Here is a 14,950-nt window from a genome sequence, read left to right as displayed (position 1 = left end):
GTCAGTTCTCCTTGAACGGGAAGCCGAGGTGACGAAGGAGGGCACGACCCTCGTCGTCATTGGTCGCCGTGGTGACCACGGTGATGTCCATGCCCCGGACCCGGTCGATCTTGTCCTGGTCGATCTCGTGGAACATGACCTGCTCCGTGAGACCGAAGGTGTAGTTGCCACGGCCGTCGAACTGCTTCGGCGACAGACCGCGGAAGTCGCGGATACGCGGAAGCGCGAGCGACAGCGTACGGTCCAGGAACTCCCACATCCGGTCACCGCGGAGGGTGACGTGGCAGCCGATCGGCTGCCCCTCGCGCAGCTTGAACTGCGCGATCGACTTGCGGGCCTTGGTGACGGCCGGCTTCTGACCGGTGATCGTGGTGAGGTCCTTGATGGCACCGTCGATCAGCTTGGAGTCGCGGGCGGCGTCGCCCACACCCATGTTGACCACGATCTTGACGAGACCGGGGATCTGCATGACGTTCTCGTACGAGAACTCCTCACGCAGCTTGCCGGCGATTTCCTCGCGGTAGCGCGTCTTGAGACGCGGCGCAGTGGTGGCAGTCATCAGATGTCCTCACCGGTCCGCTTGGCAACGCGGATCTTGTTGCCCTCGTCGTCAAAGCGGTAGCCGACGCGGGTGACGACCTTCTTGCCGTCCTTCTCCACCACCAGCTGAACGTTGCTGACGTGGACAGGGGCTTCGGTCGTCACGATGCCACCGGTCTGCGAACCACGAGCGGTCTGGCCGGCCTTGGTGTGCTTCTTGACCCGGTTGACACCCTCGACGAGGACACGGTTCTGCGTGGGGTAGGCAACGATGACCTTGCCCTGCTTGCCGCGGTCCTTACCGGTGATGACCTGAACCAGGTCGCCCTTCTTGATCTTCATGCTTACAGCACCTCCGGCGCGAGCGAGATGATCTTCATGAACTTCTTCTCGCGCAGCTCACGGCCCACCGGGCCGAAGATACGGGTGCCGCGGGGGTCGCCGTCGTTCTTGAGAATGACGGCGGCGTTCTCGTCGAAGCGGATGTACGAGCCGTCCTGACGACGACGCTCCTTGACGGTGCGAACGATGACGGCCTTGACGACGTCACCCTTCTTCACGTTGCCACCGGGGATCGCGTCCTTGACGGTGGCGACGATTACGTCACCGATACCCGCGTAGCGGCGACCCGAGCCACCGAGAACACGAATGGTGAGAATTTCCTTCGCACCCGTGTTGTCGGCGACACGAAGTCGCGACTCCTGCTGGATCACGTCTGTCTCCTGATCGTCTGCCGGTTCCCGGCGGGGGCCGCACAGCTGAACTGCGCGGATCCCCCGCCGAGCCTGGCGGAACTGACCTGAGCGATGAGCTCAGGGATTCTTACTTGGCCTTCTCGAGGATCTCGACGATGCGCCAGCGCTTCGTCGCCGAGAGCGGCCGCGTCTCCATGATGACGACGCGGTCGCCGACACCGGCGGCGTTGGACTCGTCGTGCGCCTTGAGCTTGTTCGTACGGCGGATGACCTTGCCGTACAGCGCGTGCTTGACGCGGTCCTCGACAGCGACGACGACGGTCTTGTCCATCTTGTCGCTGACGACGAGACCCTCACGGGTCTTGCGGAAACCGCGCTGCTCAGTCGTCTCAGTCACATTCTTCTCGCTCATCAGGCGCTCTCCACCGTCTCGATGCCCAGCTCGCGCTCACGCATCAGGGTGTAGATCCGGGCGATGTCCTTACGGACGGACTTGAGCCGACCGTGGTTCTCGAGCTGTCCGGTCGCCGCCTGGAAGCGGAGGTTGAACAGCTCTTCCTTGGCCTCACGCAGCTTGGCGACGAGGTCCTCGTCGTTCAGCTCGCGCAGCTCGGTCGCCTTGGTACCGGCCGCCATCACGACTCACCTGCCTCGCGCCGCACGATGCGGCACTTCATCGGAAGCTTGTGGGCGGCGCGGGTCAGCGCCTCCTTAGCGACCTTCTCGTTCGGGTAGGACAGCTCGAACATCACCCGGCCGGGCTTGACGTTCGCGATCCACCACTCCGGGGAGCCCTTACCGGAACCCATGCGGGTCTCGGCGGGCTTCTTGGTGAGCGGACGGTCCGGGTAGATGTTGATCCAGACCTTGCCGCCACGCTTGATGTGGCGGGTCATCGCGATACGAGCAGCCTCGATCTGGCGGTTCGTCACGTACGCCGGCGTCAGAGCCTGGATGCCGTACTCACCGAATGCGACCTCAGTGCCACCCTTCGCCATACCACTGCGCTTGGGGTGGTGCTGCTTGCGGTGCTTGACCCTACGAGGGATCAGCATGTCGGTCAGGCCTCCGTTCCAGTGCTCTCAGCCGGAGCAGCTGCGGCGGGAGCCTCGGCCTTGGGGGCCTCGGCTGCCGGCGCGGTCTGCTGCGGCTTGCGGCCGCGGCCGCCACGCTCGCCGCCACGGCCACCACGGCCGCCGGCTGCCGGACGGTCACTGCCGCCACCACGGGCCGGGCGGTTACCCGCACGGGCCGCGGCGTTCTCGGCACGGACCTCGGCGATGTTCTTGACATTGCCCTTGTAGATCCAGACCTTCACGCCGATACGGCCGAAGGTCGTCTTGGCCTCGAAGAAGCCGTAGTCCACGTTCGCGCGGAGCGTGTGCAGCGGCACACGGCCCTCGCGGTAGAACTCCGAACGGGACATCTCGGCGCCGCCGAGACGGCCACCGCACTGGATCTTGATGCCCTTGGCGCCGGCCTTCATCGTCGACTGCATGCTCTTACGCATGGCGCGACGGAAGGAGACACGCGAGGAGAGCTGCTCGGCGACGGCCTGGGCCACCAGCTGAGCGTCCACCTCGGGGTTCTTGACCTCGAGGATGTTGAGCTGGACCTGCTTGCCGGTCAGCTTCTCCAGCTCGCCGCGGATGCGGTCGGCCTCGGCGCCGCGGCGGCCGATGACGATGCCCGGACGAGCGGTGTGGATGTCGACGCGGACGCGGTCGCGGGTGCGCTCGATCTCAACCTTCGAGATGCCGGCGCGCTCCATGCCCTTCGTCATCATGCGACGAATGGCGACGTCTTCCTTGACGTAGTCCTTGTACAGCTTGTCGGCGTACCAACGGGACTTGAAGTCCGTGGTAATGCCGAGTCGGAACCCGTGCGGGTTAACCTTCTGGCCCATTACCGGGTTCCTTCCTTGCTGCTGACGACCACGGTGATGTGGCTGGTCCGCTTGCGGATCCGGTAGGCACGGCCCTGGGCGCGCGGACGGAACCGCTTCAGGGTCGGGCCCTCGTCGACGTACGCCTCGGAGATGACGAGGCTGCCGGCGTCGGTGTGGTCGTAATTGTGTGCAGCGTTGGCGATGGCGCTGTCAAGCACCTTGCCAACCGGCACGCTCGCGGCCTGCGGGGCGAAACGCAGGACCGCCTGAGCCTCCGTGGCATCCATGCCACGGATAAGGTCCACCACGCGGCGGGCCTTCATGGGCGTGACGCGGATGTACCGCGCCTGGGCCCTGGCTTCCATGGTTGTCCCTTCGGTGTCGTTCATAGTCTTCGCACCCCGCCTTAGCGGCGCTTCGACTTGCGGTCGTCCTTGACGTGGCCGCGGAAGGTGCGGGTCGGCGCAAACTCGCCGAGCTTGTGGCCGACCATCGACTCGGTGACGAACACCGGGACGTGGATCTTGCCGTTGTGCACCGCGATGGTGTGTCCCAGCATGTCCGGGATGATCATCGAGCGCCGGGACCAGGTCTTGATGACGTTCTTGGTGCCTGCTTCGTTCTGTACGTCCACCTTCTTGACAAGGTGTCCGTCGACGAAAGGCCCCTTCTTGAGACTGCGCGGCATCTAAACCCGCTCCTAGCGCTTCTTGTTCGTCTTGCGGCGGCGGACGATGTACTTGCTCGAAGCCTTCTTCGGCGAGCGAGTACGACCCTCCTTCTGACCCCACGGGCTGACCGGGTGGCGACCACCGGAGGTCTTGCCCTCACCACCACCGTGCGGGTGGTCGACCGGGTTCATCGCGACACCGCGGACGGACGGGCGGACGCCCTTCCAGCGCATACGGCCGGCCTTGCCCCAGTTGATGTTCGACTGCTCGGCATTGCCGACCTCGCCGATGGTGGCGCGGCAGCGGATGTCGACCAGGCGGACCTCGCCCGACGGCATACGAAGGTGCGCCATGGCGCCTTCCTTCGCGAGCAGCTGGACCGAAGCACCCGCGGAACGGGCGATCTTCGCTCCGCCACCGGGACGCATCTCGATGGCGTGGATGGTCGTACCGACCGGGATGTTGCGCAGCGGCAGGTTGTTGCCCGGCTTGATGTCGGCACCTGCGCCGTTCTCCACCCGGTCGCCCTGGCCCAGCTTGGCCGGGGCGAGGATGTAGCGCTTCTCGCCGTCCGCGTAGTGGAGCAGCGCGATGCGCGCGGTGCGGTTCGGGTCGTACTCGATGTGCGCGACCTTGGCCGGCACGCCGTCCTTGTCGTGACGACGGAAGTCGATCACGCGGAAGGCGCGCTTGTGTCCGCCACCCTGGTGGCGAACGGTGATCCGGCCGGTGTTGTTACGGCCGCCCTTGCTGTGCAGAGGGCGAACCAGCGACTTCTCCGGCGTGGACCGCGTGATCTCGACAAAGTCGGCGACGCTGGAGCCACGACGGCCCGGGGTCGTCGGCTTGTACTTGCGGATACCCATTTCTCAGTCCTCGTCCGATTCCGGACGACTCGGACTCCGTTAGGAGACCGGGCCGCCGAAGATGTCGATACGGTCGCCCTCGGCAAGGGTCACAATGGCGCGCTTGGTGTCAGCGCGCTTTCCGAACCCGGTGCGGGTGCGCTTGCGCTTGCCCTGGCGGTTGATCGTGTTGACTCCGGTGACCTTGACCGAGAAGACCGCTTCCACGGCCTGCTTGATCTGGGTCTTGTTGGAGCCCGGCGCGACGATGAACGTGTACTTGTTCTCGTCGAGCAGCGCGTAGCTCTTCTCGGAAACAACCGGCTTGACGAGGACGTCGCGCGGGTCCGTGAAGGTCTTGCTGGTAACGGTCGTCTCAGCCATCAGACGTCGCTCCCTTCGGTCTCAGTGGTGGCCTTGGGGCCAGACACGAAGGACTCGAAGGCGGCCTTGGTGAAGACCACGTCATCGGATACGAGCACGTCGTACGTGTTCAGCTGGCCCGGCTCCAGGAGGTGCACCTGGGGCAGGTTGCGGGCGGACAGCCACGCGGCCTCGTCCGAGCGCTCGGCGACCAGGAGCACGTGCTTGCGCTCGCTGACCTTGCCCAGCAGGGACTTCGCGGCCTTCGTGGAGGCAGCGCCCTCGACCACGCCGGAGACGACGTGGACGCGAGCGTTCTGCGCCCGGTCGGTGAGGGCACCGCGCAGGGCGGCGACCTTCATCTTCTTCGGGGTGCGCTGCGAGTAGTCACGCGGCTGCGGGCCGTGGACGACGCCACCGCCGGCGAACTGCGGCGCACGGGTCGAACCCTGGCGCGCGCGGCCGGTGCCCTTCTGGCGGTAAGGCTTCTTACCGCCACCGCGGACTTCGCCGCGACGCTTGGTCTTGTGCGTGCCCTGACGGGCCGCGGCCAGCTGTGCGACAACGACCTGGTGGATCAGCGGGATGCTGATCTTGGCGTCGAAGATCTCCGAGGGGAGTTCGACGGTCCCGGCCTTGTCGCCTGCCGGCGAAAGGATGTCAATGGTGCTCATCGGTTCCTCAAGCCCCCTTGGCCGCGGTACGGACCAGGACGAGGCCGCCGTTCGGACCGGGGACCGCGCCCTTGATGAGCAGCAGACCCTTCTCCGCGTCAACGGCGTGGACGGTCAGGTTCTGGGTGGTGACCCGCTCGTTGCCCATGCGGCCCGCCATGCGCATGCCCTTGAAGACACGGCCCGGGGTGGCACAGCCACCGATGGAGCCAGGCTTACGGTGCACGCGGTGGGCACCGTGGGAAGCCTTGCCACCCTTGAAGTTGTGGCGCTTCATGACACCGGCGAAGCCCTTGCCCTTGCTCTTGCCCGTGACATCAACCTTGATGCCGGACTCGAACACCTGGGCGGTGATCTCCTGGCCCAGCGTGTACTCGCTGGCGTCAGGGGTGCGGAGCTCCACCAGGTGGCGGCGCGGAGTCACGTCGGCCTTGGCGAAGTGACCCTTGAGGGGCTTGTTCACCTTGCGAGGGTCGATCTCGCCGAAGGCGATCTGGACCGACTCGTAGCCGTCGCTGTCGTTCGTACGGACCTGCGTCACGACGCACGGCCCGGCCTTGACGACGGTCACCGGGACAACCCGGTTGTTCTCGTCCCAGACCTGGGTCATGCCGAGCTTCTCGCCCAGGACGCCCTTGATGTTCTTAGTCATCTCGCGCGTCACCTCAGAGCTTGATCTCGATGTCGACGCCCGCCGGCAGGTCGAGGCGCATGAGCGAGTCGACCGTCTTCGGCGTGGGGTCGAGAATGTCGATGAGGCGCTTGTGCGTGCGCATCTCGAAGTGCTCGCGCGAGTCCTTGTACTTGTGCGGCGACTTGATGACGCAGTACACGTTCTTCTCAGTGGGCAGCGGCACCGGGCCTGCGACCGACGCACCAGTTCGCGTCACCGTCTCGACGATCTTCTTTGCCGAAGAGTCGATGACCTCGTGGTCGTAGGCCTTGAGCCGGATGCGGATCTTCTGTCCCGCCATGGCTACTCAGTAGTCCTGTCTCTCGTAACGCTCTGGGACCCGGCGGGTCCTGCATCCGCCTCCGACCCACGCGGTCGGGCGTGTCGCATTCCCTCTACGAAGATCTCCCGAAGGATTTCCCAACCAAGGGGTGCGGGCCAGTGACCGCGAGCCGGGGGACGAACACCCACCGGGCGCCTGGTCGGCACCCCGCTGACGCTTCCCGGAAGATTCCCGTACGTCCGCCTCAGCGCTGCCTTACGGCAGTTGGGGCGACGAGTACTGTGGGACTTGCTTCCAGTCCTCCCGACGGGAGGCGCGCAGCATCGGCACTCAACCGAGCAACCCCGATAGTCTGCCATACGGGTCACCACGGACGCCAATCGCGGCCGGAGACTGTACCCCAGCACTCCCACGGCCGGACGGGGGCCACCGGGTGGGGCCGGGCGGGGCGGTCCGCCGGGGCGTTCCCCCGGCGTCGCTCAGAGGGACAGCGTCCCGGCGATCCCGTCGACGATCTGCTCGAGCGGTTCGTCGACCACCGGCTCAGTCCATGAGACATGCATGGTGAGCAACCCCTCTGTGTCCGGCGGACGCACTCCGTAGGTGAGCGCCCGGATCACCGGACGGGCACCGAAGCGCCACTTGCGCTCACCGGCCATGTTCTCCCTGATACGGACGGCCTCTCCGAGCGGCAGTCGCACGTACCGGACATCCGGCTCCCCGAAATCACCCGCCCGCATACACCCAGCGAGCCAGTCGAGAGTCACGTCCGGGACTGTGTCGTCCGGAAGGATCGCATCGATCTCAAGAATGGCGACAACCTCATGCTCGCCACTGAGGTACCAGCCGAAGGCACCCACCGGTGTCCGCGTACGGCTGTCCGTCGCGGCACGCTTGAGGCTCTGCTTCAGTCGCGCGGTGTCGGCCTGCTTACCGTCCCGCTCGTAACGCTCAGTGAGGTTCCGAGCCTCCTCCGTCGCCCAGTAGTCGAGGTCCATGTCGGTGACGGGAAAAGGCACCCAGTCCTCCGAGCACTCCAGGCCGAGGTTTGTCAGATCGATCAGCATCTGCGGTCACTCCGTCCAGCACAGTGAGTCAGCAATGGCGTCGAACAGACCGGCCATCGCGTCAGCCAGTGGCTCCAGGGGGGTCGAGAAGTCCAGCAGCAGGAACGCCGCCGCCCGCGGCACTGGAAGGTGGTATTCCACGGACGTGGAGAAGCGGGCGGTATCGCCGGAACCGTCACCGGGCTGTTCGACCTGTTTACGTACCCGGACCGCGGGCCCCGACGACAGCTCGCCGATGCCGACCTCCTGGCCGGTCGGGCCGTTCTCGGCGAGGGACCGTGCGAGCACGTCCAACGGCAGCGGTTCCCGGTGCTTCAAAGGGGCGAGTGTCACCAGGAGCGAGGCCGGGATGGTGAAGGGCCCGGCCTGCTGAAGGCTCAGATAGAGCTCTATCCCGCCGTTGCGGTACGCCTTGGCTGCCCGGCGCAACAGGTCCTTCCGGAGTTCCGCTTTGAGGTGCGGTGCATTGTCGACCCCGTCGAACTGCCGCTCCACGAGCGCCGCGACCGAACTGTCGCGCTTATCGGGTTCCAGCGCGATACGGAACCAGCCGTCGGGAAGCAGCAGCCGATAGTCGGCAGGGGCGGCGGACGCCGGCTCCCCGTCCAGATCTGTGTGCTGCTGGTCCGGATCGGTCATGACGCGCCCTTCTCACTCCGTACGGGCCGGTCGAGCCGCAGGCGGCTGTCCAGCTGATGCACCACATAGGGAGCTGCCTGCAGGAAGCAGCCGAGAGCTCCGAGCAAGGCCGCTGTATCGCCTGCGGTGGGGTGGGTGTCGGAGATCCATACGCCCTGGGCCACCGCGATCAGCGAGCTGATGATGATGAAGGCCGTCGAGGACATACCAGCGATCGTGCCGGGGAAGCGGGAGACCCTGCGCGCTTCGGCTGCTGTGGGCGGAAGAACTCCCAGCCCGGCTGCGAAGAATTTCTTGGGCCACGAGGCCCGGCGGCTCAGCCGGTGGTCGCCGGCCGTGAGCCCGGCCGCTCGTTGGAGTTCCGACCAGGCACTGCCGCCCCCACGACCACCGAACCACGGCCCCCAGGGCAGCACCGCACGGACCTGCCCGTCGGAGCCGCGCAGTTCGGCGCCCAGTGGGTGTCCGGTGTGGTCGAGTATCCGGACCAGTGATGCCACTCGATGTGGCCCGCCGCGCGGCAGCCAGATTTCCTGCCCTGACAGATCACGCAGTACGAGATCACGGTCCTGGACCCGCAGTTCGGTGTCCCGCCGGAACCGGATCGTCGCGTCTCCCGAGGGGTGGGGAGAGATTTTGGCTTGGACCCCGGGCGAGTACCGCCGCATCCGTACACACGTCCACAGCCGCAGTACCAGCCTGGCCACGGGGGCCAGCACAGCCGCGACCGCGGACACCAGGATCGGCCAGGGCGCGCGGCTGCCTGAGAAGAGAATGACAGTGAAAGTGGCGAACCAGACGGCTCCTGCGGCCAGCCGTACACCCCAGTACCAGTAAGGAAAGGAGCTACCCGGCCCCATCGAGAGGCCCGAGCGGGAGGAATCGGTGCTCGCCACCGATGGGTCGCTCTGGTCCCGCACCGTGTGCAGCGCGATCCCGGCGGCGGTCAGCAGCGCGGACATCCCGGTACGGGCCAGCAGCTGCTCACCGCTGACCGCCCCCTTCGGCAGCTCGCCCGACTCGGGCAGCCAGTCGTCCAGATCGAGGTAGCCGATCAGCCGGCCGTCGCCGTTCTGGAACTGGATCCTGCCCCAGGAGCCGGGCAGCGGTGATCCCATCCGTCCCGCCAGGTCCGGCCCGACGGCATCGACAAAGACCGCGCGGGCGATCCCGTCCGTACCCCCGACCGCGAACCGGCGGTCCCCGGAACGCCTGCGCAGGACCAACTCGCCCCTGTCCAGGAAGAGTCGGGACCGGTAGCAGAGCTCAAGGCCCGGGCCCCGCTGGGCCACGGGCCTGAGAGCGGGTTCTGCGGGAGCGGCTGTCGTCCGGAGCAAGCCGGTGTTCATGGGATTTCCCAGATCGGGGGCGGAGTCGGCATCAACCAGTGACCTTGTCATAGAGGGAAGTCACGGTGCCGTACGCCCCCTCAGCCCCGGCGACGACTCCGGTAGCGGTGCTGCCCGCCCAGACATTGGCCTGACCGGTGAAGTTGCCCACGGACGAGGCAACAGCAGGCATTTTCAGTGCGGCAGGGGCAATGCCCTTGAGGTCTGCCGCGGTCCTGGCCAGATCCGGGTCCAGAGTCCCCGCCGACCGCGGTGCCGCGACGCTCTTCACACCGTCGCGCCACGCCTGGCCGGAGAAGGCGTTTTTGACCGACTTCACACCGTCGACAGTGTCCCGGTACATCGAAACCGGGCTGAAGCCTTCCTTGACGTTGCTCCAGCTGGGCAGACGCCCCTTCGGTGCGGCCGCCAGCGCCTTAGCGGCAGATTTACCGCGAAGCGCCCCCTGAGTGCCTCGATTGGCCAGGTTCCACGCCTTGTTGGTCTTCATGCCCGAAGCCACCGCGTTCTTGAACAGGCCGCTGCGCGCCAGCGCCTTGCTTCCGGCCGCCGCCCCCTTCGCACCCGACATGGCCGCGCGCCCGATACCGAAGGTGGCGACACCGACCGCATCCAGGAACACTGCCTTCCAGCTGCCCTCGCCCCCCAGGGCCAGTACAAGGTCGGTCGCCAGGGCCACCACGCTTGCCGCCAGGGCGATGACGTTGGCGACGGCGGCGATGGCCTGCCCGATGACCGGGATCCAGCCGAGCGCGAGGGCTGCCACTCCCGCCCATAGAGCGATCCGGCCCGCCCATTTGGAGATCTCGGTGAGCCAGCCGGCGTTCTCGTGGACCCAGTTCTTGAACTTGTCGGTCCAGCCGTCCTTGAGCCCGTCGTGCTCGATGACGTGATGGATCGCGTCCGCAGCCGACTTCGCCGCTGCGTCACGAACCCCCTTGGCAGCATCCAGGGCGTCCTTGGCAGCCGACAGCGCGGACGACGCCTGCTCCTTGTGGTGCTTGAGCTTGCGGGTGGCCGGGTCGTCGTCGGGTGTGTCCTTCGGCTGGGCATCGAGCGAGTGCTGCGCGGAGTCCATGCCACCCTGGGCGCTCTCCGCGTCCGTAAGGGCCTTGTCGGCCATCTGCTGTGCCCGGTGCAGTTCGGACGCGTACTCCTTGCTGCACACCCCATCGACAACCTTGGTCCCCAGGGCCCGGGAAGCCACGTCGTAGCGCTTGAACGCCTTGCGCAGCTTGTCCCCTGCGCCGTCGGCCGAACCCCGGAACTTCGTGGCGGCCTTGCCCTGCCAGTTCTCGACAGAGGCGAGCGCCTTGATCTCGCGGGCTTCCTTCTCGATGGCGTCGGCGGTCTTCCGGAGTTGCCGGCCGAGCCCTGCCACTTCTTCCGGATCCCCGGGTATCGGGTCGGAGGACTCGCCGAGGACTTCCCAGCGGTGGGCAGCCGGACGGTTCGCGGTCATTTCCCAGCCGTCCGTCCTGCGGGCTTCTTGGGTTTCTTGTCCGTGCCCCGGAGCGCTTCCGCGAGCTCGTGGTCGATCTTCACGTAGGACTCGGCTGCCGTCTTGGTGATCCCGTACAGGGTCTGCAACTCTTCCGCGAGCTTCTTGCGGTGGATCTTCCAGTTGCTGCCGAAATCGTCGAACGCGTCGAGCAGCTTCTGCGAACCGAGGTCACCCACGCCGTATCCCTGCGAGGGGTCGCTCCGTTTCTCGAAGGTGTCGTGGATGCGCTTGAGTGCCTGCGCGCATTCCTTGATCCGCTCGATGTCCGCCACTTGGTCGCTCACGCCGACTCCCCCTCGGTCCATGTCGCTGCCCCGCCGTTCCGGCAGCTGAGTCACTCCTCAGAGATGTGAAACACATCGGACGACCCGGTTACTGCCGGTGCGGAAAACAGCACACATCATCACTGAGGCGCAGCGCAACCTTCGGGGGCTGAGGCGGCCCTGCGCGATCGGCTCCCGGAGCCGGACTGGCCCCGCTCCACCCGGAGCCGGGCCAGTCCTCTGGTTTCAGTCAGCGGGTCTCTAGATGACGCCCTGGGCCAGCATCGCGTCCGCGACGCGTTCGAAGCCGGCGATGTTGGCGCCGGTCACGTAGTTTCCGGGCGCGCCGTAGCGCTCGGCGGTCTCGTAGCAGGTGTGGTGGATGTCGCGCATGATCTGCAGGAGTTCGTCCTCGACGCGCCCGGGTGTCCAGGTGTCGCGGGCCGCGTTCTGCTGCATCTCCAGGGCGCTGACCGCGACTCCGCCCGCGTTGGCCGCCTTGCCGGGGCCGAAGGCGACTCCCGCCTCGTGGAGGACGTCGACGGCCTCCAGGGTGGCGGGCATGTTGGCGCCCTCGGACACGGCCTTGACGCCGTTGCGTACGAGGGTCGCCGCCGCGTCGGCGTCGAGTTCGTTCTGGGTGGCCGAGGGCAGGGCGATGTCGGCGGGGACGTCCCAGACGCTGCCGCCGCTGATGTAGCGGGCGGAGGCGCCGCGGCGCTCCGCGTACTCGCTGATGCGCAGGCGCTCGACCTCCTTGACCTGCTTGAGGAGGTCGACGTCGATGCCCTTGTCGTCGATGACGTAGCCACCGGAGTCCGAGCAGGTCAGGGCGTTGGCCCCGAGGGCCTTGAGCTTCTCGATGGTGTAGATCGCGACGTTGCCCGAGCCGGAGACCACGGCGGTCTGGCCCTGTACGTCCTCGCCGCGGCGGCGCAGCATCTCGGCGGCGAAGTAGACGTTCCCGTATCCGGTCGCCTCGGGGCGGATCGCCGAGCCGCCCCAGGAGGGGCCCTTGCCGGTGAGAACACCGGACTCCCAGCGGTTGGTGATGCGTCGGTACTGGCCGAAGAGATAGCCGATCTCCCGGCCGCCGACGCCGATGTCACCGGCGGGCACGTCGGTGTGCGCGCCGATGTGGCGGTGCAGTTCCGTCATGAAGGACTGGCAGAAGCGCATGACCTCGGAGTCGGAGCGGCCGTGCGGGTCGAAGTCGCTGCCGCCCTTGCCGCCGCCGATGCCGAGACCGGTCAGCGCGTTCTTGAAGACCTGTTCGAAGCCCAGGAACTTCACGATGCCCAGGTTCACCGATGAGTGGAAGCGCAGGCCGCCCTTGTAGGGGCCGAGGGCGCTGTTGAACTCGACCCGGAAGCCGCGGTTGACGTGGACGCGCCCCCGGTCGTCCTGCCAGGGCACGCGGAAGATGATCTGCCGCTCGGGTTCGCAGAGACGCTCCACCAGGCTCGCCTGCGCGTAGTCCTCACGCACGGCCAGCACCGGCGCCAGGCTCTCCAGCACTTCGTGAACTGCCTGGTGGAACTCCGGCTGGGCCGGGTTGCGGTGCTCGATCTCGGCGCGCAGCGCAGCGAGCTTGTCCTTCGAAGAACTCGTGGTTGGCGGTGTCACAGGTGTCCCTTCAGGTCGGGCGCAGTCGGCGGCCGCCCGTGTGCGGCGGGCGGCCGTCGGCCCCAGTGTCTCCCCTCGACAATCGCCCCGGCGAGAACGCCTGTGCCATTCCGTCCGGTTATTGAGACGCCGGGCGGTCGGACGGGGGTGGGCCGAGGGCGGTGACGAAAGGTATGTCCGACCATTTCCCGCGGATCCGTTCGCTCAGTCGTCGGGTCCGTCGAGTTGTTCAGCCGTCGCGCGAGTGGCCATGCCCTCCCGCTCTCACCTCCCGTAACGGCTTCCGGCCGCGGAGGCAACCTCGGGTCCGAGAACCCCGTCAAGCAGTCCGGGAGAGCACGGGAGGGCCCGTGCAGGGGAGCGGACGGAGCGCCTGACATGGGGATATCGCAGGGGTGGAGAGTGCGGCGGTGGTCAGCGCGGGGGCGGACAGCGCAGGGGCCGGTACCGGGCGGGCGGGTCCCGCAGGAACCGGTACCGAACGGGCCGGTACCGAGCGGGCCGATACCGAGCGGGCCGGTACCGAACGGACCGATACCGAGCGGGCCGGTACCGAGGGAACCGATACCGAGCGGGCGGATACCCGAGGGGCCGGGCCCCGTGCACCCGGGGTCCGGTTCCTCCCGTCGGTTCGTGCTCGCCGGGCTGGGTACGGCTGCCGCGTCCGCCGCGCTCAGCGCCTGCTCCGTACCCGCGTCGCCGCGCCGCACCACCAGTGCCGCCGACCCGATGCCGGGCAAGGCGATATCCATAGCCAGGCACGACCGGCTCATGCAGATACTGGCCCATCCCGACGACGACATGTACTTCATGAATCCGGACACCCAGCGGATGCTGGACTCCGGTACGCCCCTGGTCTGTGTGTACGTCACCGCGGGTGAGGCCACCGGCATCAACGTCATCGCAGGTCAGCCCCGCCCCGTCCCCGACAAGCCCGCCTATTCGTCGGCCCGCCACCAGGGGCTGCGGCAGGCGTACGCGGTGCAGCTGGGTCTGCCGCCGTTCACCCCGTGGCGGAAGGACGTCGTCACGCTCCGCGGCGGCCACCGTGCCGAGGTCAACACCCTGGTGCGGGGCGCCCGCCGGGTCGAGCTGGTCTTCCTGAACACGGCCATGCACACCTCCCACGGGCGGCTTGGCCTGCCGTCCCTCTGGACCGACCGGGGGCTCAGCCTGCGGACCGTGGTGGCCGAGGGATCCCCGCTCCAGGAGACGGACGCGTACACGTACGACCAGCTGGTCGACGTGCTCACCGGCCTGATGGCGCAGTACCGCCCGACCGTGATCCACACCCTCGACCCCGACCCGGACATCCAGCACAGCCCGAACGCGGTCCGCCGCAAGGACAGCGAGCAGGTCGGCTACTCCGACCACGCGGACCACACCGCCACCGCCTCCTTCAGCTGGGCGGCGATGATCCGCTGGGTTGCGGAGGCGACACAGGGCAAGGGCGAGGTGCCGGCGTTCGTCGCCACCGCCTACCGGGGCTACTACAACCGCCACTGGCCGAAGAACCTGTCGCCGAAGGTGCTCGCCCAGAAGGCCGCGAACCTGCTCCCGTACGGCGGCAACGAGGCCTGGAACTGCGGGAATCCGGGCGGCTGCGGCGACTACAACGTGGGGGTCGGCCGACCGCTGACCAACAAGAAGGGGTGGGTCCGCTCCACCCACTACCGCTATCCGGGCCCGCGCCCCGTGCTGGCCGCCGGGCAGGACGGGCGCCTCGTCGGGTACGGGGTGCTCGGCCTGCGCGCGGTGCGCTGGCGCGAGACGGCGCCGGGCAGCGGGCAGTGGGGGCCGCCGCGCGACCTGGGCGGCGGGCCGCTGGCCCCCACGCTCGGCGCGGCCGCGCTCACGGACGGCCGGCAGC

At 67.5% G+C, this 14,950-nt stretch carries 21 protein-coding genes; 1 reads left to right on the top strand and 20 read right to left on the bottom strand.

Annotated elements, in window-relative coordinates:
* Position 1: 1 nt before the first annotated feature.
* The 20 genes from rplE to gdhA all read right to left on the bottom strand — a co-directional run bounded on the left by rplE (position 2) and on the right by gdhA (position 13,080).
* Complete coding sequence (gene rplE / locus G3I19_RS16930; protein ID WP_164264451.1) at positions 2-559, bottom strand: 50S ribosomal protein L5; 558 nt, start codon at positions 557-559, stop codon at positions 2-4.
* The gene (gene rplX / locus G3I19_RS16925; RefSeq protein WP_164264450.1) at positions 559-882 is read right to left on the bottom strand and encodes a 50S ribosomal protein L24; all 324 of its coding nucleotides are present in this window, start codon (positions 880-882) and stop codon (positions 559-561) included. Before rplX ends, rplE begins: the two co-directional genes overlap by 1 nt.
* A gap of 2 nt (positions 883-884) precedes the next feature.
* A complete protein-coding gene (gene rplN, locus G3I19_RS16920; RefSeq protein WP_003966950.1) occupies positions 885-1,253 on the bottom strand; it encodes a 50S ribosomal protein L14 in 369 nt (122 codons plus the stop codon).
* 109 nt (positions 1,254-1,362) lie between these two features.
* Positions 1,363-1,647 carry a 30S ribosomal protein S17 gene (gene rpsQ / locus G3I19_RS16915; protein ID WP_164264449.1) on the bottom strand — a complete coding sequence of 95 codons (285 nt, stop codon included), beginning with the start codon at positions 1,645-1,647 and terminating at the stop codon, positions 1,363-1,365.
* Positions 1,647-1,871, bottom strand: a complete 225-nt coding sequence (rpmC, locus tag G3I19_RS16910; protein WP_028812369.1) for a 50S ribosomal protein L29 — start codon at positions 1,869-1,871, stop codon at positions 1,647-1,649. Before rpmC ends, rpsQ begins: the two co-directional genes overlap by 1 nt.
* Complete coding sequence (rplP, locus tag G3I19_RS16905) at positions 1,871-2,290, bottom strand: 50S ribosomal protein L16 (protein ID WP_164264448.1); 420 nt, start codon at positions 2,288-2,290, stop codon at positions 1,871-1,873. Before rplP ends, rpmC begins: the two co-directional genes overlap by 1 nt.
* A gap of 5 nt (positions 2,291-2,295) precedes the next feature.
* The gene (rpsC, locus tag G3I19_RS16900) at positions 2,296-3,141 is read right to left on the bottom strand and encodes a 30S ribosomal protein S3 (protein WP_164264447.1); all 846 of its coding nucleotides are present in this window, start codon (positions 3,139-3,141) and stop codon (positions 2,296-2,298) included.
* Complete coding sequence (rplV, locus tag G3I19_RS16895; RefSeq protein ID WP_006604878.1) at positions 3,141-3,488, bottom strand: 50S ribosomal protein L22; 348 nt, start codon at positions 3,486-3,488, stop codon at positions 3,141-3,143. The genes rpsC and rplV overlap by 1 nt, the downstream gene beginning before the upstream one ends.
* Positions 3,489-3,529: 41 nt before the next feature.
* The gene (gene rpsS / locus G3I19_RS16890; protein WP_164264446.1) at positions 3,530-3,811 is read right to left on the bottom strand and encodes a 30S ribosomal protein S19; all 282 of its coding nucleotides are present in this window, start codon (positions 3,809-3,811) and stop codon (positions 3,530-3,532) included.
* Positions 3,812-3,823: 12 nt separating this feature from the next.
* Positions 3,824-4,660: a 50S ribosomal protein L2 gene (rplB, locus tag G3I19_RS16885; protein WP_164264445.1), complete on the bottom strand. Its 837-nt coding sequence runs from the start codon at positions 4,658-4,660 to the stop codon at positions 3,824-3,826.
* Positions 4,661-4,699: 39 nt separating this feature from the next.
* A complete protein-coding gene (gene rplW / locus G3I19_RS16880) occupies positions 4,700-5,023 on the bottom strand; it encodes a 50S ribosomal protein L23 (protein ID WP_164264444.1) in 324 nt (107 codons plus the stop codon).
* The gene (gene rplD / locus G3I19_RS16875; protein ID WP_164264443.1) at positions 5,023-5,676 is read right to left on the bottom strand and encodes a 50S ribosomal protein L4; all 654 of its coding nucleotides are present in this window, start codon (positions 5,674-5,676) and stop codon (positions 5,023-5,025) included. Before rplD ends, rplW begins: the two co-directional genes overlap by 1 nt.
* A 7-nt stretch (positions 5,677-5,683) precedes the next feature.
* Complete coding sequence (rplC, locus tag G3I19_RS16870; RefSeq protein WP_164264442.1) at positions 5,684-6,328, bottom strand: 50S ribosomal protein L3; 645 nt, start codon at positions 6,326-6,328, stop codon at positions 5,684-5,686.
* Between the two features lie 13 nt (positions 6,329-6,341).
* Positions 6,342-6,650 (bottom strand): 30S ribosomal protein S10, encoded by a 309-nt coding sequence (gene rpsJ, locus G3I19_RS16865; RefSeq protein ID WP_003948644.1) that lies wholly within the window; start codon positions 6,648-6,650, stop codon positions 6,342-6,344.
* Between the two features lie 461 nt (positions 6,651-7,111).
* The gene (locus G3I19_RS16860) at positions 7,112-7,699 is read right to left on the bottom strand and encodes a hypothetical protein (RefSeq protein ID WP_164264441.1); all 588 of its coding nucleotides are present in this window, start codon (positions 7,697-7,699) and stop codon (positions 7,112-7,114) included.
* 6 nt (positions 7,700-7,705) lie between these two features.
* The gene (locus tag G3I19_RS16855) at positions 7,706-8,338 is read right to left on the bottom strand and encodes a hypothetical protein (RefSeq protein WP_164264440.1); all 633 of its coding nucleotides are present in this window, start codon (positions 8,336-8,338) and stop codon (positions 7,706-7,708) included.
* Entirely contained in the window at positions 8,335-9,687 is a 1,353-nt protein-coding gene (locus tag G3I19_RS16850; RefSeq protein ID WP_164264439.1) for a hypothetical protein, read from the bottom strand. The genes G3I19_RS16855 and G3I19_RS16850 overlap by 4 nt, the downstream gene beginning before the upstream one ends.
* Positions 9,688-9,718: 31 nt before the next feature.
* A complete protein-coding gene (locus G3I19_RS16845) occupies positions 9,719-11,149 on the bottom strand; it encodes a hypothetical protein (protein WP_164264438.1) in 1,431 nt (476 codons plus the stop codon).
* Positions 11,146-11,475: a hypothetical protein gene (locus G3I19_RS16840; RefSeq protein WP_164264437.1), complete on the bottom strand. Its 330-nt coding sequence runs from the start codon at positions 11,473-11,475 to the stop codon at positions 11,146-11,148. The genes G3I19_RS16845 and G3I19_RS16840 overlap by 4 nt, the downstream gene beginning before the upstream one ends.
* Positions 11,476-11,715: 240 nt before the next feature.
* On the bottom strand, positions 11,716-13,080 hold the full coding sequence (gene gdhA, locus G3I19_RS16835; protein ID WP_164264436.1) for an NADP-specific glutamate dehydrogenase: 1,365 nt from the start codon (positions 13,078-13,080) through the stop codon (positions 11,716-11,718).
* Between the two features lie 729 nt (positions 13,081-13,809).
* Between gdhA and G3I19_RS16830 the strand changes: the two genes are divergently transcribed.
* The coding region (locus tag G3I19_RS16830; protein WP_239074445.1) for a PIG-L family deacetylase at positions 13,810-14,950 on the top strand (1,141 nt) is incomplete at its 3' end.

Source organism: Streptomyces sp. SID10853 (assembly GCF_010548145.1).
Classification (GTDB): Bacteria; Actinomycetota; Actinomycetes; order Streptomycetales; family Streptomycetaceae; genus Streptomyces.
This window is presented reverse-complemented; position numbering and strand designations above follow the sequence as displayed.

Coding starts and splice junctions, on each gene's coding strand:
- rplE (WP_164264451.1), bottom strand. CDS start 559: ATGACTGCCACCACTGCGCCGCGTCTCAAGACGCGCTACCGCGAGGAA.
- rplX (WP_164264450.1), bottom strand. CDS start 882: ATGAAGATCAAGAAGGGCGACCTGGTTCAGGTCATCACCGGTAAGGAC.
- rpsQ (WP_164264449.1), bottom strand. CDS start 1,647: ATGAGCGAGAAGAATGTGACTGAGACGACTGAGCAGCGCGGTTTCCGC.
- rpmC (WP_028812369.1), bottom strand. CDS start 1,871: ATGGCGGCCGGTACCAAGGCGACCGAGCTGCGCGAGCTGAACGACGAG.
- rplP (WP_164264448.1), bottom strand. CDS start 2,290: ATGCTGATCCCTCGTAGGGTCAAGCACCGCAAGCAGCACCACCCCAAG.
- rpsC (WP_164264447.1), bottom strand. CDS start 3,141: ATGGGCCAGAAGGTTAACCCGCACGGGTTCCGACTCGGCATTACCACG.
- rplV (WP_006604878.1), bottom strand. CDS start 3,488: ATGGAAGCCAGGGCCCAGGCGCGGTACATCCGCGTCACGCCCATGAAG.
- rpsS (WP_164264446.1), bottom strand. CDS start 3,811: ATGCCGCGCAGTCTCAAGAAGGGGCCTTTCGTCGACGGACACCTTGTC.
- rplB (WP_164264445.1), bottom strand. CDS start 4,660: ATGGGTATCCGCAAGTACAAGCCGACGACCCCGGGCCGTCGTGGCTCC.
- rplW (WP_164264444.1), bottom strand. CDS start 5,023: ATGGCTGAGACGACCGTTACCAGCAAGACCTTCACGGACCCGCGCGAC.
- rplD (WP_164264443.1), bottom strand. CDS start 5,676: ATGAGCACCATTGACATCCTTTCGCCGGCAGGCGACAAGGCCGGGACC.
- rplC (WP_164264442.1), bottom strand. CDS start 6,328: ATGACTAAGAACATCAAGGGCGTCCTGGGCGAGAAGCTCGGCATGACC.
- rpsJ (WP_003948644.1), bottom strand. CDS start 6,650: ATGGCGGGACAGAAGATCCGCATCCGGCTCAAGGCCTACGACCACGAG.
- G3I19_RS16860 (WP_164264441.1), bottom strand. CDS start 7,699: ATGCTGATCGATCTGACAAACCTCGGCCTGGAGTGCTCGGAGGACTGG.
- G3I19_RS16855 (WP_164264440.1), bottom strand. CDS start 8,338: ATGACCGATCCGGACCAGCAGCACACAGATCTGGACGGGGAGCCGGCG.
- G3I19_RS16850 (WP_164264439.1), bottom strand. CDS start 9,687: ATGAACACCGGCTTGCTCCGGACGACAGCCGCTCCCGCAGAACCCGCT.
- G3I19_RS16845 (WP_164264438.1), bottom strand. CDS start 11,149: ATGACCGCGAACCGTCCGGCTGCCCACCGCTGGGAAGTCCTCGGCGAG.